17 protein-coding genes and 1 tRNA gene are annotated in these 24,308 nt (G+C 69.3%); 11 read left to right on the top strand and 7 right to left on the bottom strand.

From position 1 onward, the window contains the following. Positions 1-40: 40 nt before the first annotated feature. The gene (locus AB0L95_RS15380; protein ID WP_365161982.1) at positions 41-1,267 is read right to left on the bottom strand and encodes a pyridoxal phosphate-dependent aminotransferase; all 1,227 of its coding nucleotides are present in this window, start codon (positions 1,265-1,267) and stop codon (positions 41-43) included. Positions 1,268-1,529: 262 nt separating this feature from the next. Here AB0L95_RS15380 and AB0L95_RS15375 point away from each other — a divergent pair. The 11 genes from AB0L95_RS15375 (at position 1,530) to AB0L95_RS15325 (ending at position 16,086) form a co-directional block, all read left to right on the top strand. Beyond that, positions 1,530-1,602: transfer RNA gene (locus AB0L95_RS15375), tRNA-Trp, on the top strand. 109 nt (positions 1,603-1,711) lie between these two features. Next, on the top strand, positions 1,712-1,999 hold the full coding sequence (secE, locus tag AB0L95_RS15370) for a preprotein translocase subunit SecE (RefSeq protein ID WP_311696799.1): 288 nt from the start codon (positions 1,712-1,714) through the stop codon (positions 1,997-1,999). An 80-nt stretch (positions 2,000-2,079) separates the two neighbouring features. Further along, positions 2,080-3,018: a transcription termination/antitermination protein NusG gene (gene nusG / locus AB0L95_RS15365; protein ID WP_365161980.1), complete on the top strand. Its 939-nt coding sequence runs from the start codon at positions 2,080-2,082 to the stop codon at positions 3,016-3,018. 169 nt (positions 3,019-3,187) lie between these two features. Beyond that, on the top strand, positions 3,188-3,622 hold the full coding sequence (rplK, locus tag AB0L95_RS15360; protein ID WP_365161978.1) for a 50S ribosomal protein L11: 435 nt from the start codon (positions 3,188-3,190) through the stop codon (positions 3,620-3,622). A gap of 97 nt (positions 3,623-3,719) precedes the next feature. Beyond that, positions 3,720-4,445, top strand: coding sequence for a 50S ribosomal protein L1 (rplA, locus tag AB0L95_RS15355; protein WP_365161976.1), 726 nt, complete (start codon positions 3,720-3,722; stop codon positions 4,443-4,445). Between the two features lie 196 nt (positions 4,446-4,641). Next, complete coding sequence (locus AB0L95_RS15350; protein ID WP_365161974.1) at positions 4,642-5,523, top strand: hypothetical protein; 882 nt, start codon at positions 4,642-4,644, stop codon at positions 5,521-5,523. Positions 5,524-5,639: 116 nt separating this feature from the next. After that, complete coding sequence (locus tag AB0L95_RS15345) at positions 5,640-6,512, top strand: DUF1396 domain-containing protein (RefSeq protein ID WP_365161972.1); 873 nt, start codon at positions 5,640-5,642, stop codon at positions 6,510-6,512. A 333-nt stretch (positions 6,513-6,845) separates the two neighbouring features. Then, on the top strand, positions 6,846-7,376 hold the full coding sequence (rplJ, locus tag AB0L95_RS15340) for a 50S ribosomal protein L10 (protein ID WP_365161970.1): 531 nt from the start codon (positions 6,846-6,848) through the stop codon (positions 7,374-7,376). A 111-nt stretch (positions 7,377-7,487) separates the two neighbouring features. Continuing rightward, positions 7,488-7,871 (top strand): 50S ribosomal protein L7/L12, encoded by a 384-nt coding sequence (gene rplL / locus AB0L95_RS15335; RefSeq protein WP_365161968.1) that lies wholly within the window; start codon positions 7,488-7,490, stop codon positions 7,869-7,871. A 736-nt stretch (positions 7,872-8,607) separates the two neighbouring features. Continuing rightward, positions 8,608-12,093, top strand: coding sequence for a DNA-directed RNA polymerase subunit beta (gene rpoB, locus AB0L95_RS15330; protein ID WP_365161967.1), 3,486 nt, complete (start codon positions 8,608-8,610; stop codon positions 12,091-12,093). 93 nt (positions 12,094-12,186) lie between these two features. Further along, entirely contained in the window at positions 12,187-16,086 is a 3,900-nt protein-coding gene (locus AB0L95_RS15325; protein WP_365161965.1) for a DNA-directed RNA polymerase subunit beta', read from the top strand. Positions 16,087-16,164: 78 nt separating this feature from the next. Here the strand turns inward: AB0L95_RS15325 and AB0L95_RS15320 are convergent, their stop codons facing one another. The 6 genes from AB0L95_RS15320 to AB0L95_RS15295 form a co-directional block, all read right to left on the bottom strand. After that, the gene (locus AB0L95_RS15320) at positions 16,165-17,454 is read right to left on the bottom strand and encodes a M48 family metalloprotease (RefSeq protein ID WP_365161963.1); all 1,290 of its coding nucleotides are present in this window, start codon (positions 17,452-17,454) and stop codon (positions 16,165-16,167) included. Between the two features lie 59 nt (positions 17,455-17,513). Continuing rightward, complete coding sequence (locus tag AB0L95_RS15315) at positions 17,514-18,059, bottom strand: Pycsar system effector family protein (protein ID WP_365161961.1); 546 nt, start codon at positions 18,057-18,059, stop codon at positions 17,514-17,516. Next, complete coding sequence (locus AB0L95_RS15310) at positions 18,056-19,843, bottom strand: hypothetical protein (protein ID WP_365161959.1); 1,788 nt, start codon at positions 19,841-19,843, stop codon at positions 18,056-18,058. The genes AB0L95_RS15315 and AB0L95_RS15310 overlap by 4 nt, the downstream gene beginning before the upstream one ends. 91 nt (positions 19,844-19,934) lie before the next feature. After that, a complete protein-coding gene (locus AB0L95_RS15305; protein ID WP_365161957.1) occupies positions 19,935-22,148 on the bottom strand; it encodes a hypothetical protein in 2,214 nt (737 codons plus the stop codon). After that, positions 22,145-23,020, bottom strand: a complete 876-nt coding sequence (locus AB0L95_RS15300) for a hypothetical protein (protein ID WP_365161955.1) — start codon at positions 23,018-23,020, stop codon at positions 22,145-22,147. The genes AB0L95_RS15305 and AB0L95_RS15300 overlap by 4 nt, the downstream gene beginning before the upstream one ends. Positions 23,021-23,179: 159 nt before the next feature. Then, positions 23,180-23,944 carry a Crp/Fnr family transcriptional regulator gene (locus AB0L95_RS15295; protein WP_365161953.1) on the bottom strand — a complete coding sequence of 255 codons (765 nt, stop codon included), beginning with the start codon at positions 23,942-23,944 and terminating at the stop codon, positions 23,180-23,182. Positions 23,945-24,308 lie beyond the last annotated feature (364 nt).

Genomic DNA, 24,308 nt, shown 5'->3' with positions numbered 1-24,308 from the left:
TCTCCCCTGCGCCCCCTTGAGGTGTGCGTCCCGCCGGACGTCAGTCCCGGGCCTCCGCCAGCAGCTTCTGGATCCGGCTCACGCCCTCGACCAGGTCCTCGTCACCGAGGGCGTAGGACAGCCGCAGATAGCCGGGGGTGCCGAAGGCCTCGCCAGGGACGACCGCGACCTCGGCCTCCTCCAGGATCACCGCGGCCAGCTCCACGCTGTTCTGCGGACGCCTGCCGCGGATCTCCTTGCCGAGCAGCGCCTTCACCGACGGGTACGCGTAGAACGCGCCCTCCGGCTCGGGGCAGAGCACGCCGTCGATCTCGTTCAGCATCCGCACGATGGTCCTGCGGCGCCGGTCGAAGGCCTCGCGCATCTTCGCGACCGCCTCCAGGTCGCCCGACACGGCCGCCAGGGCCGCCACCTGTGCGACGTTCGACACATTGGACGTGGCGTGCGACTGCAGGTTCGTCGCCGCCTTCACCACGTCCTTGGGGCCGATGATCCAGCCCACACGCCAGCCCGTCATGGCGTACGTCTTGGCGACGCCGTTGACCACGATGCACTTGTCGCGCAGCTCGGGCAGGAGGGCCGGCAGGGACACGGAGGTCGCGTCGCCGTAGACCAGGTGCTCGTAGATCTCGTCGGTCAGCACCCACAGGCCGTGCTCCACGGCCCAGCGGCCGATGGCCTCGGTCTCGGCCTCCGTGTACACCGCGCCGGTCGGGTTGGACGGGGACACGAAGAGCACGACCTTCGTCTTCTCCGTGCGCGCCGCCTCCAGCTGCTCGACGGAGACGCGGTAGCCGGTCGTCTCGTCCGCCACGACCTCCACCGGGACACCGCCGGCCAGCCGGATCGACTCGGGGTACGTCGTCCAGTACGGCGCGGGGACGATCACCTCGTCGCCCGGGTCGAGGATCGCGGCGAAGGCCTCGTAGATGGCCTGCTTGCCGCCGTTGGTGACCAGGACCTGCGAGGCGTCCACCTCGTAGCCGGAGTCGCGCAGCGTCTTCGCGGCGATGGCGTTCTTCAGCTCGGGCAGGCCGCCGGCCGGCGTGTAGCGGTGGTACTTCGGGTTCTTGCAGGCCTCGACGGCCGCCTCGACGATGTACTCCGGAGTCGGGAAGTCGGGCTCACCGGCGCCGAAGCCGATCACTGGGCGCCCGGCGGCCTTGAGGGCCTTGGCCTTGGCGTCCACGGCGAGGGTGGCGGACTCGGAGATCGCGCCGATCCGGGCGGAGACCCGACGCTCGGTGGGAGGGGTTGCAGGGCTCATGGAACCCATCGTTTCAGACCGGAAACGCCCGCGGCACGGGGGTTTCACAGACTGAACCGGAGCGGACCGACGATCGGACACCAGTCCGGATCTCACGTGATGGCCTGGCCGATCTTCGACGGACAAAGTCCTTACGGGCACTTTCTGTTCGACGACCGGCCGCGGACCACGTACACTCTCACCTCGTTGGCCTCCAGCGGCAGCGATCGCGCCGGTGCACACCGAGCACCCGGCCGGATGCGGTACGTTGGGGTACAACCGAAGGGTCGTAGCTCAATTGGTAGAGCACTGGTCTCCAAAACCAGCGGTTGGGGGTTCAAGTCCCTCCGGCCCTGCTACACACTCCCCGACCAGGAAGTGTGCGCACAGTACGTATGTATTGCACTCGCCGTGCGGCTCCACCGGGCGCGGCACGGCCACGACCCGGGAATCAGGTGAGGACGAGTGACGGACGCCGTGGGCTCCATCGACATGCCTGACGCCCAGGACGAGCTGCAGGAGTCGAAGAAGAAGTCCCGCAAGGGTGGCAAGCGAGCCAAGAAGGGCCCGCTGAAGCGCCTTGCCCTCTTCTACCGCCAGATCGTCGCGGAACTCCGCAAGGTCGTCTGGCCGACGAGGAACCAGCTGACGTCGTACACCACTGTGGTGATCTTCTTCGTCGCGATCATGATCGCCCTGGTGACTCTGATTGACTATGGGCTCAACCACGCCGCCAAGTACGTCTTCGGCTGAGCCGAGAGCGAAGGACGCCGAGGTACCCGGCGTCCCTTTCGCGTGTTCCACCCCTATGTATCCAGGAAGAAGCAGCCACCGTGTCTGACCCGAACCTGAACGACGCCGTTGAGCCACGCGGCGAGTCCGCCGAGTCCGTGGATGACGAGCTCGACATCGTCGAGGGCGCGGACGAGCAGGACGAGTTCGAGGCTGCCGAAGCCGAGGCGGGGGAGTCGGCCGAGGAGGCCGCCGTGCGCGTCGTGGTCGAGGACGAGACCGTCGAGAGCGCCGACGAGGACGAGACCGTCGAGGCCGCCGACGAGGACGAGACCGCCGCGGCCGCCGACGAGGACGAGACCGCCGCGGCCGCCGACGAGGACGAGACCGCCGCGGCCGCCGACGAGGAGGAGACCGCTCCGGTCGACCCCGTCGAGGCTCTCCGTGCGGAGCTGCGCTCGCTGCCCGGCGAGTGGTACGTGATCCACACGTACGCCGGCTACGAGAACCGCGTGAAGACCAACCTCGAACAGCGCGCCGTGTCGCTGAACGTCGAGGACTACATCTTCCAGGCCGAGGTGCCCCAGGAAGAGGTCGTCCAGATCAAGAACGGCGACCGCAAGACCATTCGCCAGAACAAGCTCCCGGGTTACGTCCTGGTGCGCATGGACCTGACGAACGAGTCCTGGGGCGTCGTGCGCAACACGCCTGGTGTCACCGGCTTCGTGGGCAACGCCTACGACCCGTACCCGCTGACCCTGGACGAGATCGTCAAGATGCTCGCCCCGGAGGCCGAGGAGAAGGCCGCCCGCGAGGCCGCCGAGGCCGAGGGCAAGCCCGCTCCGCAGCGGAAGGTCGAGGTCCAGGTGCTGGACTTCGAGGTCGGCGACTCGGTCACCGTCACCGACGGCCCGTTCGCCACGCTGCAGGCGACCATCAACGAGATCAACGCCGACTCCAAGAAGGTCAAGGGCCTCGTGGAGATCTTCGGCCGCGAGACGCCGGTCGAGCTGAGCTTCGACCAGATCCAGAAGAACTAACCGCTTCTGGTACGAACACTTCCGATCAGGTCAGACAGGCTGCGAAAGCCGGTCTGACCTGCTCGGTTTTTGGCCCCGCAGCGGTACCCGTTATCGTTGTGCGGTATGCCTCCATCCGGATGATCCGGATCGGATGGCGAAAACTCTCACTAAGGACCCGGAGAGAGCAATGCCTCCCAAGAAGAAGAAGGTCACGGGGCTCATCAAGCTCCAGATCCAGGCCGGCGCAGCCAACCCGGCCCCGCCGGTCGGTCCGGCGCTGGGCCAGCACGGCGTCAACATCATGGAGTTCTGCAAGGCCTACAACGCCGCGACCGAGTCGCAGCGCGGTTGGGTCATCCCGGTGGAGATCACGGTCTACGAGGACCGCTCCTTCACCTTCATCACCAAGACTCCGCCGGCCGCGAAGATGATCCTCAAGGCCGCGGGCATCGAGAAGGGCTCCGGCGAGCCGCACAAGACCAAGGTCGCCAAGCTCACCCAGGCGCAGGTCCGCGAGATCGCCCAGACCAAGCTGCCCGACCTCAATGCCAACGACCTGGACGCCGCGGCGAAGATCATCGCCGGTACCGCGCGTTCCATGGGCGTCACGGTCGAGGGCTGAACCCCACCTTCGTAGATCATGCGGCCGTAGAAAGCCGCACGTGGCAGGGCCTGCTCGGCCCGTACCACGACTCCTTTCAGAACACACAGGAGCAGTTGTGAGCAAGCGCAGCAAGGCTCTCCGCGCTGCGGACGCCAAGGTCGACCGGGAGAAGCTGTACGCCCCGCTCGAGGCCGTCCGTCTCGCCAAGGAGACCTCCACGTCCAAGTTCGACGGCACCGTCGAGGTCGCCTTCCGTCTGGGTGTCGACCCGCGCAAGGCCGACCAGATGGTCCGTGGCACCGTGAACCTCCCGCACGGCACCGGTAAGACCGCCCGGGTCCTGGTCTTCGCGACCGGTGACCGTGCCGAGGCCGCTCGTGCCGCGGGCGCCGACATCGTCGGCGCCGACGAGCTGATCGACGAGGTGGCGAAGGGCCGTCTGGACTTCGACGCCGTCGTCGCCACCCCGGACCTCATGGGCAAGGTCGGCCGCCTCGGCCGTGTCCTCGGCCCGCGTGGTCTGATGCCGAACCCCAAGACGGGCACCGTGACGCCGGACGTCACCAAGGCTGTCAACGACATCAAGGGCGGCAAGATCGAGTTCCGCGTCGACAAGCACTCGAACCTGCACTTCATCATCGGCAAGACGTCCTTCGACGACACCAAGCTGGTGGAGAACTACGGCGCCGCGCTGGAGGAGATCCTCCGTCTGAAGCCGTCGGCCGCCAAGGGTCGCTACATCAAGAAGGCTGCGGTCAGCACCACGATCGGCCCCGGCATCCCGGTCGACCCGAACCGCACCCGCAACCTCCTCGTCGAGGAGGACCCGGCCGCCGTCTGATCCTGACGGCAGCCGCGGGCACCACGCGTAGCTGACGCCGGGCCCCGCACCTTCGCAAGGTGCGGGGCCCGGCGTTTTTCGTGCCTTCGCCCCGGGGAGCCCGGCAAGGGGCACATGCCGCTTCAGGGGAGGTGCGTGCCGTTTCCCCCGGGTCGGGGTTAGCGTGAAGATCACGGAGCACACGAGGGGGGAACGGATGAGGGACAGGATCGTCAGGCGCGGGCTCCTGCCGGTCGCGGCTCTCGCCGCGCTGTCCGCCCTGGCGGGGTGCAGCTTCTCCGGCGACCGCGACTCCCACAAGGCCTCAGCGGCGCCCTCCGGCAGCGCGGCAGGACGGGTCGACCCCCGGTCGGCCGCCGCTCTGCGCGCCGTGGAGCAGGCAACCGTGCGGGCCGGTTCCGCCCGCATCGAGTCCGCGACCGCCATGGGCGAGATGCTCTCCCTCAGGACGGACGGCGCGCTCGGCTGGTCCGGCAACCCGGCCGGAACGCTCCGCATCACCTACACCGGCGGACAGCTCGCCGCCACCATGCGCGCCCTCAGCAGCACCTCCATGGAGGCGCGGCTGCTGCCCGACGCCTACTACGCCAAGGTCGGCGAAACGTTCGCCCGCCGCCTTCAGGGCCGGCACTGGATCCGCTACGGCTACGACGACCTGGCGGCCCTGCCCGGCGGCTCGGGTGCGTATCTCACGGACCAGCTCCGCAACACCGCGCCGCTTCAGCCGGTCCGGCTGCTGCGCGCCTCCGGGAATGTGCGCAGGGTGGGCGAGGAGACGGTGCGCGGTCGGCGCACCACGCACTACTCGGGCACGGTCACCCCGGCGGCCCTCACCGGAGAGGACGCGGCCGCGCTGAGGGAGCGGCTGGCGCAGGCCGGGGTCACCAGGGAGACCGTCGACATCTGGGTCGACGACCACGACCTGCTGGTCAAGAAGGTCGAGAGGGGCGAGCTGGCCAGCGGCCGGATGTCCGCGACGGCCTACTACCGCGACTACGGCGTGAAGGTCTCGGCCGGCCGGCCCCCGGCGGCGGACACCGCCGACTTCAAGGAACTGATGAGCACCCGGGGCTCGTAGCGCCGCTGCCTCCTGTCTCCTGCCCGCTGACACTGAATTGACGCGCCTCTGTCAGTGGTTCGGGATAAGCTCGCGGTCTTGCTATGGATCAACCATGGGTTCTCTTGGGGGGAATCATGACCTTTGCTGTACGGAGCCGGGTGGAGCGCGGAGCGGTGGGTGCGGTGCTCGCGGCCCTGGTCCTGGGCGGCGGAGCGGTCGGCTGCTCGAAGAGCAACAGTGCCGAGGAGTCGCCGGCGATGACGCCCGCCGCGGCCGTCGCCAAGGCCGCGAAGAACAGCGAGCGCATCACGTCCCTGCACTACCGGATGACCGGCACGATGCCGGGCGCGGGCCAGATCAAGGCCGAGGCCCGAATGGCCATGAAGCCGCTCGCCATGAGCATGCAGATGACGTCGTCGCAGGAGAAGACCGACGGCCCGGTCGAGATCCGGTTCGTCGACAAGGCGATGTACATCGGTGCCGGTGCCGAGGCCGCCAAAGAGCTGGGCGGCAAGCACTGGATCAAGTTCGACCTGGGCGCGCTGGGCGCGGACATGCAGAAGAACGTCGACCAGATGGGGGCGGCGGGCCAGGCGAACCAGAACCCGGCCCAGGACGCCACGTTCCTGACCGGCTCCAAGCATGTGACGAAGGTCGGCAGCGAGACCGTCGAGGGCGTGAAGACCACGCACTACAAGGGCGACATCACCATCGCGGAGATGCGTGCCCAACTCAAGACCCAGAAGCTGGACAAGGCCACCCTGGAGCAGCGCGAGAAGGGCCTCGACCAGTACGCCAAGATGGGCGCCGACAAGATGGCCATGGACATGTGGATCGACGGTAGCGACCACACCAAGCAGTTCCGGCTGCGCGGCGACGCCGCCAAGGGACCGCTGGACATGACCATCACCTTCATCGACTACAACAAGCCGGTGACGGTGACGGCCCCGTCCGCCAAGGACACGGCCGACCTCGCGGAGATGATGAAGGGCGCCCAGCAGGGCTGACCCCCGCGGGCTGAGCCTCGTGGGCCGAGCCCCCGACGCTGAACCCAGCCGAGCGCGGGAACGGATTTGCCCCACGGCGATCCGTTCCCGTACTCTCCTACAGAAGCCAAAGACCGCTGGTCGTTGCCGTGCTCTCGGTTGAGGGTGCGGTGGCCGAAGGATCCGCTGTACTGCGGACGACCCGCGCAGGTGACTGTGGAAGTACTCCCGGAGTGCGCGTGTGAACCGCGTGTGCGCCCGGTCGAGTCCGCCCCGTGCGCCTGCGCCGGGGCGTTTCGTTTTAGCCCAGCCCCTTCCGAGCGGTCACATCACCCGGAAGGAGGCCGACGCTCTATGGCAAGGCCCGACAAGGCTGCCGCGGTAGCCGAGCTCGCGGAGCAGTTCCGCAGCTCGAACGCCGCCGTGCTGACCGAGTACCGGGGTCTCACCGTGGCGCAGCTCAAGACGCTGCGTCGTTCGCTCGGTGAGAACGCCCAGTACGCCGTGGTGAAGAACACGCTGACCAAGATTGCGGCCAACGAGGCCGGGATCACGACGCTCGACGACCTGTTCAACGGTCCGACGGCGGTCGCCTTCGTCACCGGTGACCCGGTGGTGTCGGCGAAGGGTCTTCGTGACTTCGCCAAGGACAACCCGAACCTCGTCATCAAGGGCGGTGTCCTTGACGGCAAGGCGCTGTCCGCCGACGAGATCAAGAAGCTTGCGGACCTCGAGTCCCGCGAGGTTCTGCTCGCCAAGCTGGCGGGCGCCTTCAAGGGCAAGCAGACCCAGGCTGCTCAGGTCTTCCAGGCGCTCCCGTCGAAGCTCGTCCGCACCGTGGACGCTCTTCGCGCCAAGCAGGCCGAGCAGGGCGGTGCCGAGTAATTCGGCTCGCGAAATGACCGCCGCCTGACGCGGTGGTCGTAGCGGGCCGAACGTACGCCCGCCAGACATGTACATCCGGCACCAGCCGACTCATTGGAAGGATCGCCCATCATGGCGAAGCTCACCCAGGAAGACCTGCTCGCGCAGTTCGAGGAGATGACCCTCATCGAGCTCTCCGAGTTCGTGAAGGCGTTCGAGGAGAAGTTCGACGTCACCGCCGCCGCCGCGGTCGCCGTCGCCGGTCCGGCCGGTCCGGCCGCCGCCGCCGAGGCCGAGGAGGAGAAGGACGAGTTCGACGTCATCCTCGCGGGTGCCGGCGACAAGAAGATCCAGGTCATCAAGGTCGTGCGTGAGCTGACCTCCCTGGGCCTGAAGGAGGCCAAGGACCTGGTCGACGGTGCGCCGAAGCCGGTTCTGGAGAAGGTCAACAAGGAGGCCGCTGACAAGGCCGCCGAGGCCCTCAAGGGCGCGGGCGCGTCCGTCGAGGTCAAGTAACACCTAACACCTCCCGGGTCCCCGCAGGGACCCACGGGCCGCACCACGGCCCACCGGGCCCGCCCAGGGCTCACAAGGGCCGTACGGAGCCTCGCTCCGTACGGCCCTTTCGCGTGTGCCGGTCCGGTTCACTCGAACGCCGCAGCCGGCGCCCACGGGATTCCGGCCGAGGCTCACTCGTGGGGCTGTAACGCGAACGCACCGAAGGGCGATCATCCATCCGGGTGGTCGCTCTTCGGCGTTCCGGGGGGTCCGGTGGCGGCTGCCTTGCACCCGTCGCCGCGGGGAGTATGGTGATCTTCGTCGTGCGTCCCGAGGGCCCCGGTGACAGTTGCAAGTGACGATGGCAGCACCTGGTTCGGCCATGGGGGGCCTTGACGAACTGCACGCAGCGCGCAATTCTCAGGACGCGTCGTCACAACGATCCGGATCCGAGGCATGGATCGACGACGAAGAGGGCAGTATCGATGTGCATCGAGGGCGTGGCTTGCCGCAGCTGTTGAGGGACAACGAGGGCTTCTGTCGTGGGCCTGCAAACCCGCACTGGACATCAGTGTGCCAAGTGGCTACACTGACCCTTTGCGCTGCCTGTTAGCTGCCTCCTGCCCGTCACCAGGAGGATGCCCCTCGCTTGAGCACCGACGATAAAGAGTCTCTGACCTGAGGCTTTCCATCTCTGTGCCTGGTGGGGACCGGTACGCGCGTAGTGAGTCCGAGCCCTCGGAAGGACCCCCTCTTGGCCGCCTCGCGCACTGCCTCGACCGCGAATACGAACAACGGCGCCAGCACCGCCCCGCTGCGCATTTCCTTTGCAAAGATCAAGGAGCCTCTCGAGGTTCCCAACCTGCTCGCGCTGCAGACCGAGAGCTTTGACTGGCTGCTCGGGAACACCGCCTGGCAGAGTCGGGTCGAGGAGGCTCTGGAGTCCGGTCAGGACGTCCCCACCAAGTCCGGTCTCGAGGAGATCTTCGAGGAGATCTCCCCGATCGAGGACTTCTCCGGGTCGATGTCGCTGACGTTCCGCGACCACCGCTTCGAGCCGCCGAAGAACTCGATCGACGAGTGCAAGGAGCGCGACTTCACCTACGCCGCGCCCCTCTTCGTCACGGCCGAGTTCACCAACAACGAGACCGGCGAGATCAAGTCCCAGACCGTCTTCATGGGCGACTTCCCGCTCATGACGAACAAGGGCACGTTCGTCATCAACGGCACCGAGCGTGTCGTCGTGTCGCAGCTGGTCCGTTCGCCGGGTGTCTACTTCGACTCCTCCATCGACAAGACGTCCGACAAGGACATCTTCTCGGCCAAGATCATCCCGTCCCGGGGTGCCTGGCTGGAGATGGAGATCGACAAGCGCGACATGGTCGGTGTCCGTATCGACCGTAAGCGCAAGCAGTCCGTGACCGTCCTCCTGAAGGCGCTCGGCTGGACGACCGAGCAGATCCTCGAGGAGTTCGGCGAGTACGAGTCCATGCGCGCCACCCTGGAGAAGGACCACACCCAGGGCCAGGACGACGCGCTGCTCGACATCTACCGCAAGCTGCGTCCGGGCGAGCCCCCCACGCGTGAGGCCGCGCAGACGCTGCTCGAGAACCTCTACTTCAACCCGAAGCGCTACGACCTCGCGAAGGTCGGCCGCTACAAGGTCAACAAGAAGCTGGGTGCGGACGCTCCGCTGGACGCGGGCATCCTGACCGTCGAGGACGTCATCTCGACGATCAAGTACCTGGTGAAGCTGCACGCGGGCGAGACCGAGACGGTCGGCGACAGCGGTCAGGCGATCGTCGTGGAGACCGACGACATCGACCACTTCGGCAACCGTCGTCTGCGCAGCGTCGGCGAGCTCATCCAGAACCAGGTCCGCACCGGTCTGGCTCGTATGGAGCGCGTCGTCCGCGAGCGCATGACGACCCAGGACGTCGAGGCGATCACGCCGCAGACCCTGATCAACATCCGGCCGGTCGTCGCCTCCATCAAGGAGTTCTTCGGCACCAGCCAGCTGTCCCAGTTCATGGACCAGAACAACCCGCTGTCCGGGCTGACGCACAAGCGTCGTCTGTCCGCGCTCGGCCCGGGTGGTCTCTCCCGTGAGCGGGCCGGCTTCGAGGTCCGTGACGTGCACCCGTCGCACTACGGCCGTATGTGCCCGATCGAGACGCCCGAAGGCCCGAACATCGGTCTGATCGGTTCGCTCGCCTCCTACGGCCGGGTCAACGCGTTCGGTTTCGTCGAGACCCCGTACCGCAAGGTCGTCGACGGCCAGGTCACCGACGAGGTGGACTACCTGACCGCCGACGAGGAGGACCGCTTCGTCATCGCGCAGGCCAACGCCGGTCTCACCGATGAGATGCGCTTCGCCGAGGCCCGCGTCCTGGTCCGCCGCCGTGGCGGCGAGGTCGACTACGTCGCCGGTGACGACGTGGACTACATGGACGTCTCGCCGCGCCAGATGGTGTCGGTCGCGACCGCCATGATCCCGTTCCTCGAGCACGACGACGCCAACCGTGCCCTCATGGGCGCGAACATGATGCGCCAGGCCGTTCCGCTCATCAAGTCGGAGGCCCCGCTCGTCGGTACCGGCATGGAGTACCGCTCCGCCGTCGACGCCGGCGACGTCGTCAAGGCCGAGAAGGCCGGTGTGGTCCAGGAGGTCTCCGCGGACTACATCACCACCGCCAACGACGACGGCACGTACATCACGTACCGCCTGGCCAAGTTCGCCCGCTCCAACCAGGGCACCTCGGTCAACCAGAAGGTCGTCGTCAACGAGGGTGACCGGATCATCGAGGGCCAGGTCCTCGCCGACGGTCCGGCCACCGAGAACGGCGAGATGGCGCTGGGCAAGAACCTGCTCGTGGCGTTCATGCCGTGGGAGGGTCACAACTACGAGGACGCGATCATCCTGTCGCAGCGCCTCGTGCAGGACGACGTCCTCTCCTCGATCCACATCGAGGAGCACGAGGTCGACGCCCGTGACACCAAGCTCGGCCCCGAGGAGATCACCCGGGACATCCCGAACGTCTCCGAGGAGGTCCTCGCCGACCTCGACGAGCGCGGCATCATCCGTATCGGTGCCGAGGTCATCGCCGGTGACATCCTCGTCGGCAAGGTCACCCCGAAGGGTGAGACCGAGCTGACCCCCGAGGAGCGTCTGCTGCGCGCGATCTTCGGTGAGAAGGCCCGTGAGGTCCGTGACACCTCGCTGAAGGTGCCGCACGGCGAGACCGGCAAGGTCATCGGTGTGCGCGTCTTCGACCGCGAGGAGGGCGACGAGCTGCCGCCGGGCGTGAACCAGCTGGTCCGCGTCTACGTCGCGCAGAAGCGCAAGATCACCGACGGTGACAAGCTCGCCGGCCGTCACGGCAACAAGGGTGTCATCTCCAAGATCCTGCCGATCGAGGACATGCCGTTCCTGGAGGACGGCACCCCGGTCGACATCATCCTCAACCCGCTGGGTGTGCCGTCCCGAATGAACCCGGGACAGGTCCTGGAGATCCACCTCGGCTGGCTCGCCAGCCGCGGTTGGGACGTCTCCGGCCTCGCGGACGAGTGGGCGCAGCGCCTGCAGGCGATCGGCGCCGACCAGGTCGACCCCCGGACCAACGTCGCGACCCCGGTCTTCGACGGTGCCCGCGAGGACGAGCTGGCGGGTCTGCTCCAGCACACCATCCCGAACCGCGACGGCGACCGTCTGGTCCTCCCGTCCGGCAAGGCGCGGCTGTTCGACGGCCGCTCGGGTGAGCCGTTCCCGGACCCGATCTCCGTCGGCTACATGTACATCCTGAAGCTGCACCACCTGGTCGACGACAAGCTGCACGCTCGGTCGACCGGTCCGTACTCGATGATCACCCAGCAGCCGCTGGGTGGTAAGGCCCAGTTCGGTGGCCAGCGGTTCGGCGAGATGGAGGTGTGGGCCCTCGAGGCCTACGGCGCCGCGTACGCCCTCCAGGAGCTGCTGACCATCAAGTCCGACGACGTCACTGGTCGCGTGAAGGTCTACGAGGCCATCGTCAAGGGCGAGAACATCCCCGAGCCCGGCATCCCCGAGTCCTTCAAGGTGCTCATCAAGGAGATGCAGTCCCTGTGCCTCAACGTGGAGGTGCTGTCCAGCGACGGTATGTCCATCGAGATGCGCGACACCGACGAGGACGTCTTCCGCGCTGCGGAGGAGCTCGGCATCGACCTGTCCCGGCGCGAGCCGAGCAGCGTCGAAGAGGTCTGACGGGAGTCCGGCGGGCCTGACTCCAAGGCCCGCCGACCCCCAGGCCCCCGTACAGACCGAAAGACTTACGACCCTGAGAGGGATTGACGCATAGTGCTCGACGTCAACTTCTTCGACGAGCTCCGGATCGGCCTGGCCACCGCTGACGACATCCGTCAGTGGAGCCACGGCGAGGTCAAGAAGCCCGAGACCATCAACTACCGCACCCTCAAGCCCGAGAAGGACGGCCTCTTCTGCGAGAAGATCTTCGGCCCCACCCGGGACTGGGAGTGCTACTGCGGCAAGTACAAGCGCGTCCGTTTCAAGGGCATCATCTGTGAGCGCTGTGGCGTCGAGGTCACGCGCGCGAAGGTGCGCCGTGAGCGGATGGGCCACATCGAGCTGGCCGCCCCGGTCACGCACATCTGGTACTTCAAGGGCGTTCCGTCGCGGCTGGGCTACCTGCTCGACCTCGCCCCGAAGGACCTGGAGAAGGTCATCTACTTCGCGGCGTACATGATCACGTACGTCGACGAGGAGCGCCGCACGCGTGACCTGCCCTCCCTGGAGGCGCACGTCTCCGTCGAGCGGCAGCAGGTCGAGAACCGTCGCGACGCCGACCTGGAGGCCCGCGCCAAGAAGCTCGAGGCCGACCTGGCCGAGCTGGAGGCCGAGGGCGCCAAGGCCGATGTGCGCCGCAAGGTGCGCGAGGGTGCCGAGCGCGAGATGAAGCAGCTGCGCGACCGCGCGCAGCGCGAGATCGACCGTCTCGACGAGGTGTGGACCCGGTTCAAGAACCTCAAGGTCCAGGACCTCGAGGGCGACGAGCTGCTCTACCGCGAGCTGCGGGACCGCTTCGGCACGTACTTCGACGGTTCGATGGGTGCCGCGGCGCTGCAGAAGCGCCTGGAGTCCTTCGACCTCGAGGAGGAGGCCGAGAAGCTCCGCGAGATCATCCGCACCGGCAAGGGCCAGAAGAAGACCCGTGCCCTGAAGCGGCTGAAGGTCGTGTCCGCGTTCCTGCAGACCTCCAACAGCCCCAAGGGCATGGTCCTGGACTGCGTCCCGGTCATCCCGCCGGACCTGCGTCCGATGGTGCAGCTGGACGGTGGCCGCTTCGCGACCTCCGACCTGAACGACCTGTACCGCCGTGTGATCAACCGCAACAACCGTCTGAAGCGCCTGCTCGACCTGGGTGCTCCGGAGATCATCGTCAACAACGAGAAGCGCATGCTTCAGGAGGCTGTTGACGCCCTCTTCGACAACGGTCGTCGCGGCCGCCCGGTCACGGGCCCCGGCAACCGCCCGCTGAAGTCCCTCAGCGACATGCTGAAGGGTAAGCAGGGTCGCTTCCGTCAGAACCTGCTCGGCAAGCGTGTCGACTATTCGGCGCGTTCCGTGATCGTCGTCGGTCCGCAGCTGAAGCTGCACCAGTGCGGTCTGCCGAAGGCGATGGCGCTGGAGCTGTTCAAGCCGTTCGTGATGAAGCGCCTGGTCGACCTGAACCACGCGCAGAACATCAAGTCGGCCAAGCGCATGGTGGAGCGCGGCCGCACCGTCGTGTACGACGTCCTCGAAGAGGTCATCGCCGAGCACCCGGTGCTGCTGAACCGTGCGCCCACCCTGCACCGCCTCGGCATCCAGGCCTTCGAGCCGCAGCTGGTCGAGGGCAAGGCCATCCAGATCCACCCGCTCGTCTGCACCGCGTTCAACGCGGACTTCGACGGTGACCAGATGGCCGTGCACCTGCCGCTGTCCGCGGAGGCGCAGGCCGAGGCCCGCATCCTGATGCTGTCCTCGAACAACATCCTCAAGCCGGCCGACGGCCGCCCGGTCACGATGCCGACCCAGGACATGGTCCTCGGTCTGTTCTTCCTGACCACGGACGGCGAGCTGCGTGACGTCAAGGGTGAGGGCCGGTCTTTCGGCTCCACCGCCGAGGCGATCATGGCGTTCGACGCCGGCGAGCTCTCGCTGCAGTCGGCCGTGGACATCCGCTTCCCGGTGGGAACCATCCCGCCGCGCGGCTGGACCCCGCCGGTGCAGGAGGAGGGGGAGCCGGAGTGGCAGCAGGGTGACAGCTTCCGTCTGAAGACCACGCTGGGCCGTGCGCTCTTCAACGAGCTGCTGCCCGAGGACTACCCGTTCGTCGACTACTCGGTCGGCAAGAAGCAGCTCTCCGAGATCGTCAACGACCTCGCCGAGCGCTACCCGAAGGTCATCGTGGCGGCGACGCTCGACAACCTGAAGGCGGCCGGCTTCTTCTGGGCGACCCGTTCCGGCGTCACCGTCGCCATCTCCGACGTCGTCGTTCCCGAGGCGAAGAAGGAGATCGTCAAGGGTTACGAGGCGCAGGACGAGAAGGTCCAGAAGCAGTACGAGCGCGGTCTGATCACCAAGGAAGAGCGCACTCAGGAGCTCATCAACATCTGGACCAAGGCGACCAACGAGGTCGCCGAGGCGATGAACGCGAACTTCCCCAAGACGAACCCCATCTTCATGATGGTTGACTCGGGTGCCCGAGGAAACATGATGCAGATGCGTCAGATCGCCGGTATGCGCGGTCTGGTGTCGAACGCGAAGAACGAGACGATCCCGCGTCCGATCAAGGCGTCGTTCCGTGAGGGTCTGTCCGTGCTGGAGTACTTCATCTCCACGCACGGTGCCCGTAAGGGTCTCGCGGACACCGCTCTGCGTACCGCCGACTCGGGTTACCTGACCCGTCGTCTGGTCGACGTCTCCCAGGACGTCATCATCCGCGAGGAGGACTGCGGCACCGAGCGTGGCCTGCGGCTCCAGATCGCGGAGGTCGGCGCGGACGGCGTGCTGCGCAAGGCGGAGAACGTCGAGACGTCCGTGTACGCGCGCTGCCTCGCCGAGGACATCGTCGTCGACGGTCAGGTGCTGGCCCCGGCCGGTACCGACCTGGGTGACGTCCTCATCGAGGAGCTCGTCGCCCGTAACGTCGCGGAGGTCAAGACCCGTTCGGTCCTGACCTGTGAGTCCGCCGTCGGCACCTGCGCCATGTGCTACGGCCGCTCGCTCGCCACCGGCAAGCTGGTCGACATCGGTGAGGCGGTCGGCATCATCGCCGCCCAGTCCATCGGTGAGCCCGGTACCCAGCTGACGATGCGTACCTTCCACACCGGTGGTGTGGCCGGTGACGACATCACCCAGGGTCTGCCGCGTGTCGTCGAGCTCTTCGAGGCCCGTACCCCGAAGGGTGTCGCCCCGATCTCCGAGGCCCAGGGCCGCGTGCGGATCGAGGAGACCGAGAAGACCAAGAAGATCGTCATCACGCCGGACGACGGCAGCGACGAGACGGCGTTCCCGATCTCGAAGCGCGCCCGACTCCTGGTCAGCGAGGGCGAGCACGTCGAGGTGGGCCAGAAGCTCACCGTGGGTGCCACCAACCCGCACGACGTGCTGCGCATCCTGGGCCAGCGTGCCGTCCAGGTCCACCTGGTCGGCGAGGTCCAGAAGGTGTACAACTCGCAGGGTGTGTCGATCCACGACAAGCACATCGAGATCATCATCCGGCAGATGCTCCGCCGTGTGACGATCATCGAGTCCGGCGACGCGGAGCTGCTGCCCGGCGAGCTGGTCGAGCGCTCGAAGTTCGAGACCGAGAACCGTCGTGTGGTCCAGGAGGGCGGTCACCCGGCCTCCGGCCGTCCGCAGCTCATGGGTATCACCAAGGCCTCGCTGGCGACGGAATCCTGGCTGTCGGCCGCCTCCTTCCAGGAGACGACCCGAGTCCTGACGGACGCGGCGATCAACGCCAAGTCCGACAGCCTCATCGGCCTCAAGGAGAACGTCATCATCGGTAAGCTCATCCCGGCCGGTACGGGTCTGTCCCGCTACCGCAACATCCGGGTCGAGCCGACCGAGGAGGCCAAGGCCGCGATGTACTCGGCCGTCGGCTACGACGACATCGACTACTCGCCGTTCGGCGCCGGCTCCGGCCAGGCGGTGCCGCTGGAGGACTACGACTACGGTCCGTACAACCAGTAAGCGAGCAGCCTGAACCGAAGGGCGGTCACCCTGTGGGTGGCCGCCCTTCGGCGTGTCCGGGGCCGGTCCGCGGCCGGCTCAGTGCCCCGGCCGGAGGTAGGGCTCCAGGTGGTGCAGCCGGGTGTGGTAATCCGGGTGCGAGGAGAGCAGCCTGCCGAGAGTGCCCTCCGCCACGGGGACACCTCCGTTGCGAGCGGCCAGCTCGGCCGCCGTCCGCTGCTCCTGCTGGTGCAGCTTGTGCAGTACGGCGGCCAGCATCGGGGCGAAGCCGAGGGCGGCGGCGTGCTCGTCGGCACGCAGCTCGGAGCGGCGGCCGACGGCGGCGAGCGCGTAGGGGACGCCGAGCAGCAGCAGCGGCAGCCCGTAGAGCGTGCTGACCGTCGCCAGCGCGAGGCCGCCCGTGAACAGCACCACGAAGGCGACGCCGAAGCAGCCGAACGCCCGCGACACCTTGAACGCGAAGCCGGAGAACGCCTTGAGGAGGCGCCAGGCGACCCGGCCGGGCAGCGCGTACCAGTAGCCGAGCAGCGAGGACCATGCGTGTCCGCCGACGTGGTGGCCCAGCTCGTGCGCCAGTACGGCGGCCAGCTCGCCGTTGGGCAGCTGGTTCATGGCGAAGCGGGTGACGCCGACGATATGGCCGGCCGCGGCGACCGCGTTGAGGCCCTCGCTGTCCTCCACCCACAGCTCATAGGTGCGGCCCTCGATCCCGGCGCGGGCCGTGACCGTACGCCACACGGGTTCGAGTTTGGCTCGCTCTTGCGGAGTGGGGTAGCGCAGACGAAGCAGATGGCGCGCGAGGGCGCTTTCGGTGGGGCGGTGGAACACGAGTGCGCCGCTGGCGAGCCAGGCGAGGATCACCAGGACGGCGAACTTGCCGAAGAAGGCCGAGACCAGGGCGACCACGAAGAGGCTGCACAGGAAGTTCGGCAGATGCAGCAGGAGGTTGCCGACGGCGGTGGCGTCGGTGCGGCGCTGGTCCTTGGACAGGTGGACACGGCCGTGGTGGGTGCTGATGTGGTGCGGGTGGGCGGGGTCGTCGGGGGACAGGGGCGGCGTGGTGGGGGGTACGGGGGGCGGGGGAGTCGGACCGGCCTGCGGAGGGTGGGGCGGTGGCGGTGACTGGGGATACGAGGGAGGGGCTGACTGCGGGTAGGCGGGCGGGGTCGGATACGGGGGCGGGGGTGCCGCCTGGGGGTACTGCGGGGCCGGGTCCGACTGCGGGTGGTGCGGGGCGGGGTCCGACCGGGGGTACTGCGGGGCGGCGGGGTCGGGCTGCGGGTACTGCGGCGGTATCGGCTGCTGTGCTGCGGTGTGGGCCGGTGAGCCGGGGTACTCCGGCGGGATCGGTCGGGGCGGTTGGGACATGGTCGATCTTTCCTTCATATGCGGGTGCGGGGACGACTGCGCTACGGCGGGCCGGCGGATCAGTGGATGAGCAGGGAGGCGGGCAGCAGGACCGTGCCGGAGCCGAAGGCGACGAGTCCCGCCCGGATCCACTGGTGCTTGCGCGCGGCGATCCGGCTCGTCTCGGTGAGCGCCCTGGTCAGGCCGGCCGTGGGAAGGCGTTCGGTGTCGGCGAGCGCGCTCTCCAGGTGGCCGCGCCTGACGGCCTGTTGGATGTCACCGAAGTAGGACAGGGGAAGGCCCGGCGCCCAGGTCCCGGAGCGGTAGCGGGGCAGGACGGCGAGCAGCAGGGCGAACAGCGAGAGGGCGAGGCAGACGGCTCCGGCCCACCACAGCACGGTGCCCGCGCCGGAGAGCGCGGCCGGGGTCCACTTCCGCCCGGCGAGCAGGCCGCTGAAGACACCGGCGGTCATGCCGAGGGCGGCGACGAGGACCGACGCCTTGCTGTCGGCCCGGGCGATCTCGGCCCGCAGCTCGGTCAGGAGTCGCTCACAGAGCTGGGTGCGCGCCGCGGGGTCGGCGGGGCTGCCGGTGGGCGGGGCGGGCGCCGGGCCGGGGGCGGTCATGCGCCGCCTCGTTCGGTACCGCTCCCGGTCCCCCCGGGTCCCGTGGACGTTCCGGTGCCCTCGCCGCCCTCGGTGTCCGAGGTATCTGCGAAGTCCCGGGGATCCTTGCCGTCGACCGGGACCGTGGACCCGGTGGGCACGGTGGGCACGGTGGGCGTGGTGCCATAGCCGGGCGGGGGCTGCCAGGCCGGGGCCTGCGGGCCGTACGCGCCGATGCGCGGATCCTGCGCCCCGCCATCGGCTCCGTACGGCACGGCCGTCTGCCAGGGCTGCGGCGCGCCCGGAGGCGGCGGGACGAAGGGCGGGGCGCCCGGAGGCGGCGGGACGAAGGGCGGGGCGCCCGGGGGCGGCGATGTGAACGGGGGCGCGCCCGGAGCCGACGGCGTGAATGGCGGGGCGCCTTGAGCCGGCGGTGTGAACGGCGGGGCGCCCGGCACCGGTGGCGGGAAGGGCGCGGCGGTCGGCACCGGCGGGGGGAACGCGGGTCCGCCCGGGACCGTTCCCGGCTGGGGGCCCGGGAACCCGGGCGGGGTGCCGGGTCCCGGGGCCGCCGCGGTCGGTGGCATCTCGCCCGGCGCGGCGTCGTCCTGTGAGACCGCCGACGGGTGCGCGGGCGGCTTGGGTGCGCCCGGATAGACCGGTCCCGTTGCTTCGGGCAGCGGGGGCGGGGTCTGGGGGACGCCGGGGAGTCGCTGGGTGAGGATGTCGTTGACCGTGCGGAGGGCCAGTTGTTTGGGCCCCTCCAGCTCGTAGCCCTCCGCCGCGTCACCGCTCAGGAGCTGCCGTACGAGTTCCATCTGCGCCTGGATCATGCGGAGTTGGTCCTCGCGCATGCTGGCCATGACGAGCCGTGAGTCCTCCGGGTGCTGGGCGAGGTGAAGCGCCCAGGCGTGCACGCCGCCCTGCTGGAGGTGCCACTCGTAGAAGGCGACCTTCTGGGCCTCGATCTGTTGGAGTTCCAGCTGCTGCTGACCCTGTTGCAGTGCGAGCTGGTGCTGCTGTCCGCTGTGCAGCAGGGCCTGCTCGTACTGCCACCGCTGCTGCTGGAGCATCAGTTCCTGCTGCCGGGCGCCGTAGGCCATCGCCCGTTCGATCTGCAGGGAGTCCTGTTGCCGCCCGCGGCGGTCCGCCTCGGCGTCGACCTCCATGCCCCGTTGGCTCACGCGAACCTGTTCGGCCGCGGTGTGGTCGATGGCCTGCAACCGCTGCTGGTGCTCGATGTTGGCCTTGTCGCGCTTGATGCGCAGGGTCCAGGTGACCTGGAGTCCCGCCGGTGCCCCGAGCGGCCCGAGCACGGTGACCGCCTGGAGCAGCTCCTGTTCGGCCGCCGCGCTGTCGGTGACGGCGAAGCGGCGGGTCACCGGCCGGGCGGCCTGCTGGAGTTCGCTGAGGACCAGTCCCGGCACGTCCCGGTGACCGCTCGCCACGAACCGGGCCGGGTCCAGGACCTGCCAGGAGATGTCGACCTCGGCCGTGAACTCGAAGGCGTCGTTGTCGCTGGGCAGCGCGAGTTCCGCCGTCCAGGGATGCACGCCCATGTCCACCTCGTACACGGCGGTGTACCGGTTGGCGGCGACCTCGGCGCGCGTCGGGCGCCGAGGCGGCAGATACGCCTCGTAGGAACCCTTGGGGGTGGAGAAGACGAGCGCGTGGTCGATACGGACCAGTTGTCTCAGGTTGAACTCGAAACGCGACAGCTGACGCACGGTGAGCACCGGGTCGACCAGCTGCGTGTGCCGGTCCGCCGACTGCTGCCACTCGGGCTGGCGGTGGAAGGTGGGCATGGTGCGTGTGGCTCCTCGGGACGTACCGACGGACGTACGGACGGATGCGCGGACGGATGCGCGGGCTTGTGCGCGGGCTTGTGCGCGGAGGTCAGCGGGTGGGCAGAGTGGTGAGCAGACGGGACGCGACCAGCGGCGGAGGAGCACCGTCCTCGCCGGGCATGGTCCGCAGCAGATGGCTCAGCCGCTGGTGCTCGGCGGCCGTGGTGACGAGGGCGGGCAGCAGCGCGGCCAGTGCCCACTCGACCGCCGTGGACCGGTCGGCGATCAGCACCCACTCGCGCAGCGCGCCCAGCGCGTGCCGGGTGGTGCGCGGGTCGGCCAGGGCGGCGCGCCACAGATACGGGACGCCCTGCGCGGCCGGGCCGCCCTCGGCCGCCGAGCGGGCGTACCAGCCGAGGACCAGCGGAGTGCCGTAGCGCTGGTCGTCGTTCTCGGTGTGCCTGCAGGCGCCGACGAATCCGCCGAGCGTGAGGTCGTGCACGGCCCGGTCGTCGTCCAGATGGGTGCGCAGCTCGGCGAGGACCGTCTCGCTCGCCGAGGACAGCAGGAGCAGCTCCACCGCCTCGGCGAGTTCCCGTGCCAGCTCGCCGTCGATGTCGTCGGGGGCGTCCGCGTACAGCCGCCGTACGGCGCCGCGCAGCGCGGCGAGGGCCTGTTCCGGGCGCTCCGTGCCGATCAGCCCGTACGCCCGTACGGCCACCCAGCGCAGTCGCGGATCGCCGCCCTCGCACCAGGTGTCGAGGATGCGCGGGATGTTGGGCGTGTCGATGAGGTGGGCGAGGGTGAGGGAGTTGACGGCGACGAGCCGGTGCCGGAACAGCTTGGAGGTTCCCCATGGCTCGATGACCAGGGCCATCGCCGACGGCAGATCGGTGCGGGCGAGGACGGCGACGGTCGCGGCGGCGCGGGTGCGGACCAGGGGGCGGCCGTCGTCGGCGAGCCGGCGCAGCCAGCGGATCAGGGCCGGGCGGGCGGACGGATGCCCGGTCCACACCTCGCGCAGCAGCACCAGGGAGGCCCGCTCGTCGCGGAACCGGGCCTTCTGCTGGGTGACCGGGCCCCACTCGGTCTGCTCGTCCGCCGAGTACCGCTCGGCACGTGCCCGTTGGAGCCGCTTGCCGACATGCGTACCGAAGACGGGGACCTGGGGGACGCACGCCGGATTCTCGGTCTCCTGAAGGAAGCGGTAGAGCAGGTCGCTGAGTTCGGCGGTCAGCGCGTACGGGCCGCCGTCGAAGGCGGCCAGCGCGACGAGGAACGCCTTGTCGCGCAGTTGCAGGGAGGCGTCGTCCTCCTCGAACCACTCCTGGACCTGGGATTCCAGCGAGACCAGGGAGAACTGGCCGACCGCGTGCTCGGCGACCTCCCCGGCGGCGTACCGGCCGAGCAGCTGGGCGAACGCGGCGGCCTCGCGCGGCTGGTGGCTGCGCTCCAGGAAGTCGGCGACCTGCGGCAGGTCGAGCAGCTTGGCGGCGGTCTCCTCGTCGGTGCGGGTGCGCAGATGCGCGGCGAGGACATCCGCGGCGGCCGGTGCGCGCCACTCCTCGGCGGTCACGTCGTCCAGGGCCGCGCCGGGCTCGAGGGTGACGACCAGAAAGGCGTCCTGTTCGGCGAGACGGTCCCGGGCGGCCAGCAGATGGGTCCAGCGCAGCGGGTCGTCGCGGCGCGGGGCGAGGTCGCACAGGACATGACCGCGGGCCTGGTGCTCGCCGGCGACCAGGTCGGCCAGACCACTCGGGCCGGTGTCGCGCGCCAGGGTGCGCACCGGGAGGGCGCCGAGGCGGTGCAGCAGCATGAGGGCGGCGGTGCGCCGACCGGTGAACCGGCCGCCGGACAGCACCAGGACGCGGTCGTCGTGCAGCCGGCCGAGCAGCCGGGACATGAGCTTCTCGTCGGCGACGAACCGGCTCGACAGCTCCTGAAGGGTGGCCGCCGGTATCTCGCCGGAGGCGGAGGCGGCGGTGGTGAAGCCGGGGGCCGTGAGCTGGTAGATCTCCGTCTTGCTGCCGAGGAAGACATCGCCGGAGAAGTGGCCGCCGCTGATGCCGCCGTGCTGGTCGCCGCCGAGCAGTCCGCCGCTGAAGCGGGACCGGGCGCCGACGTTCATGGACCGCGGGCTGTGGTCGACCAGGTCACGCCGGGCCGACCAGGCGTCCTGCGGCTGGTCGCGCTCCTCGGGCTCCGTCCGGTCGTCGTGCCCGGTGTCGCCGGAGGGGCCCGGGTTGCCCGGGGGCTGGTCCTTCGCCGCGCTCCCGGCATCGGGCACCGGGCGCGGGGGAGCCGGTGTCTCGGGGGCGCTCATGCGCGCTCGCCCCGCTCCCGTCCGCCGCCCTCGCCGAGGGCGACGTCACCGGAGAAGTGGCCGCCGCTGATGCCGCCGTACTGGGAACCGCCGATCAGGCCCCCGCTGAACGTGCCGCCCTGGACGGTGACGACAGGGCCCGGCGCCGGGGCTCCCCCTGATCCGCCCGGCGCCGGGCGGCCCTCGGGGGCCGGGGTGCCGCGCGGGGGCACCCGCGGCGCCGGGCGGTCCCCCGATCCGCCCGGCGCCTCCCCCGCCCCCGTGTCACCGTGGTCTTCGCGGCCGTCCGCGGCCGTGGCGCCGGGGACCGGTCCGTGCAGCCACGCCGTGAGGGGGCCGTTCTTGCTCTCCACCGTCACCGGGTGGAAGTCGGCGGCCGGGACGCCCACGTGGTCGTGGCGCACCACCCCGGCGTACAGGGCGTCCGAAACGCACAGTGCGAAGTCGTTCGTCCGCTCGCGCAGTGCCTTGCGCAGCAGCCGGGCGTCCAGCAGCCGGCAGGCGTGGTTCAGATCGGAGCCGACCCAGCCGTCGTGCTCGTCCACCGCGACATAGCCGGTGGCGACGACGCCGCGCAGCCGGATCTGCGCGGAGCGGGAGGCCATGCGGTTGACCGTCCGCAGATGCGCCGGGACATCCGTGAGCAGGGCCCGCAGCAACGCCGTGACCGGGGCGTTCGCGTCGATGAGGGCCATCACCGAGTCGCCGCGGTCGGCCCGCAGCCGCCGGGTCTCGTCGATGCCGGCGCCTTCCAGCGTGCGGTCGGTGATGTCGTAGAGCATGCGCCGCAGATACGCCTGCTCCACGTCGTCCCGGTCGCTGAACCTCTCGATGTCCAGCAGCAGGATCGTGCGGCTCACGGGATCGGTCATGGTCGCCTCTCGAGGGGGGAACTGCGTGCAGGGCAGAAGACTGGCCGCGCGGCTTCCCGACTGGTGAGGGCGGATGACGCACTCGGAGTGTGACCGTGTGCACAGAGCGTCGGACGGGACGACGGGGATCCCGCCTCTTCGAGGACGGGACGGCCCCCGTCACCCCTCCAGGGGCTCGGACGGCGCGGGAACGCCGAGTGCGGGTCCTGCGGCGGCGATACGACGCAGCAGGTCGGGGCGCAGGATCAGCAGGGTGCGGCGGCCCGTCACGACGGCTTCCTTGTCGCGCAGTTCGCGCAGCAGCCGCTGCACCATCTCTCGTGAGGCGCCCACCGATCCGGCCAGCTCCTGCTTGCTCAGCGGTACGGCCAGCTCGATGCCGTCCGCGGTGCGCCGGCCGTGGGTGCGGGCGAGGTCCAGCAGCAGGACCGCGAAGCGCTCGCGCACGCTCATGGACGCGAACTCCAGCCGGCGCCGGTCGGCCGCGCGGGTGCGGTCGGCGGTCAGCCCCAGCAGGGCGAACGAGACGGCGGGGGAGCGGTTCAGGAAGTCCTTGAACCGCTCGTGCTCCACGGCCGTCGCCCGCACCGGCTCCAGCGCGGTCACCGTCGCCGACCGCGGCCGGCCGGTGAGCGCGGCCGACTCGCCCACGATGTCGCCGGGCCCGCGCAGCGCGAGGAGCGCCTCGTAGCCGTTGGCCGCGGAGGCGGTGACCTTCGTCCAGCCATGTACGAGGAAGAGGACGTGGGACGAGGGCTCGTGCTGGTGCACGAGCACCATGCGCGGGCTGAAGGTCAGCTCGCGGCCGAGCGCCAGCAGGGCCGAGCGGTCCTCGGCCTCCAGGCGCGCCAGGAAGGGCACCCGGTCGTCCAGGCCGCCGTCGTCCGGTGAGTACGCCGTTGGCGGCCTCGGTGTCGTCGCCATCCCATCCCCCGATTTCTCGCGCCCGAGCGGACGGATCAACGTACTCAAAGCGCAAGACCGCGTGGCGGGGAAGCACGGGTTTCGGCCAAGGGTGGCCGAAGGACTCGGGGGCGTCCGGCGACCTGCTGCTCGACGGCGCGTGCCGCTTCTGGGGGAGCGCCGGGACAACCGGGACGAATCCCAGGTGAGGAGGTGGAACGACCGGCGTGTCGCGGGGGACTCCATTTGTTTTGACCGAAGTCCGTGCGGTAGGTACGCTCAGACCTTGTGCCTGGGGTGTGCCCTGGCTCTCGTGCGTGCCTCCAAACCGCACAGAGAGTTCTGACCGGCCGCCGTAATCTGCGCCCTTTTCGCCTCGCGGCGG

Source organism: Streptomyces sp. NPDC052036 (assembly GCF_040680495.1).
In the GTDB taxonomy this organism is placed as follows: Bacteria; Actinomycetota; Actinomycetes; order Streptomycetales; family Streptomycetaceae; genus Streptomyces.
This window is presented reverse-complemented; position numbering and strand designations above follow the sequence as displayed.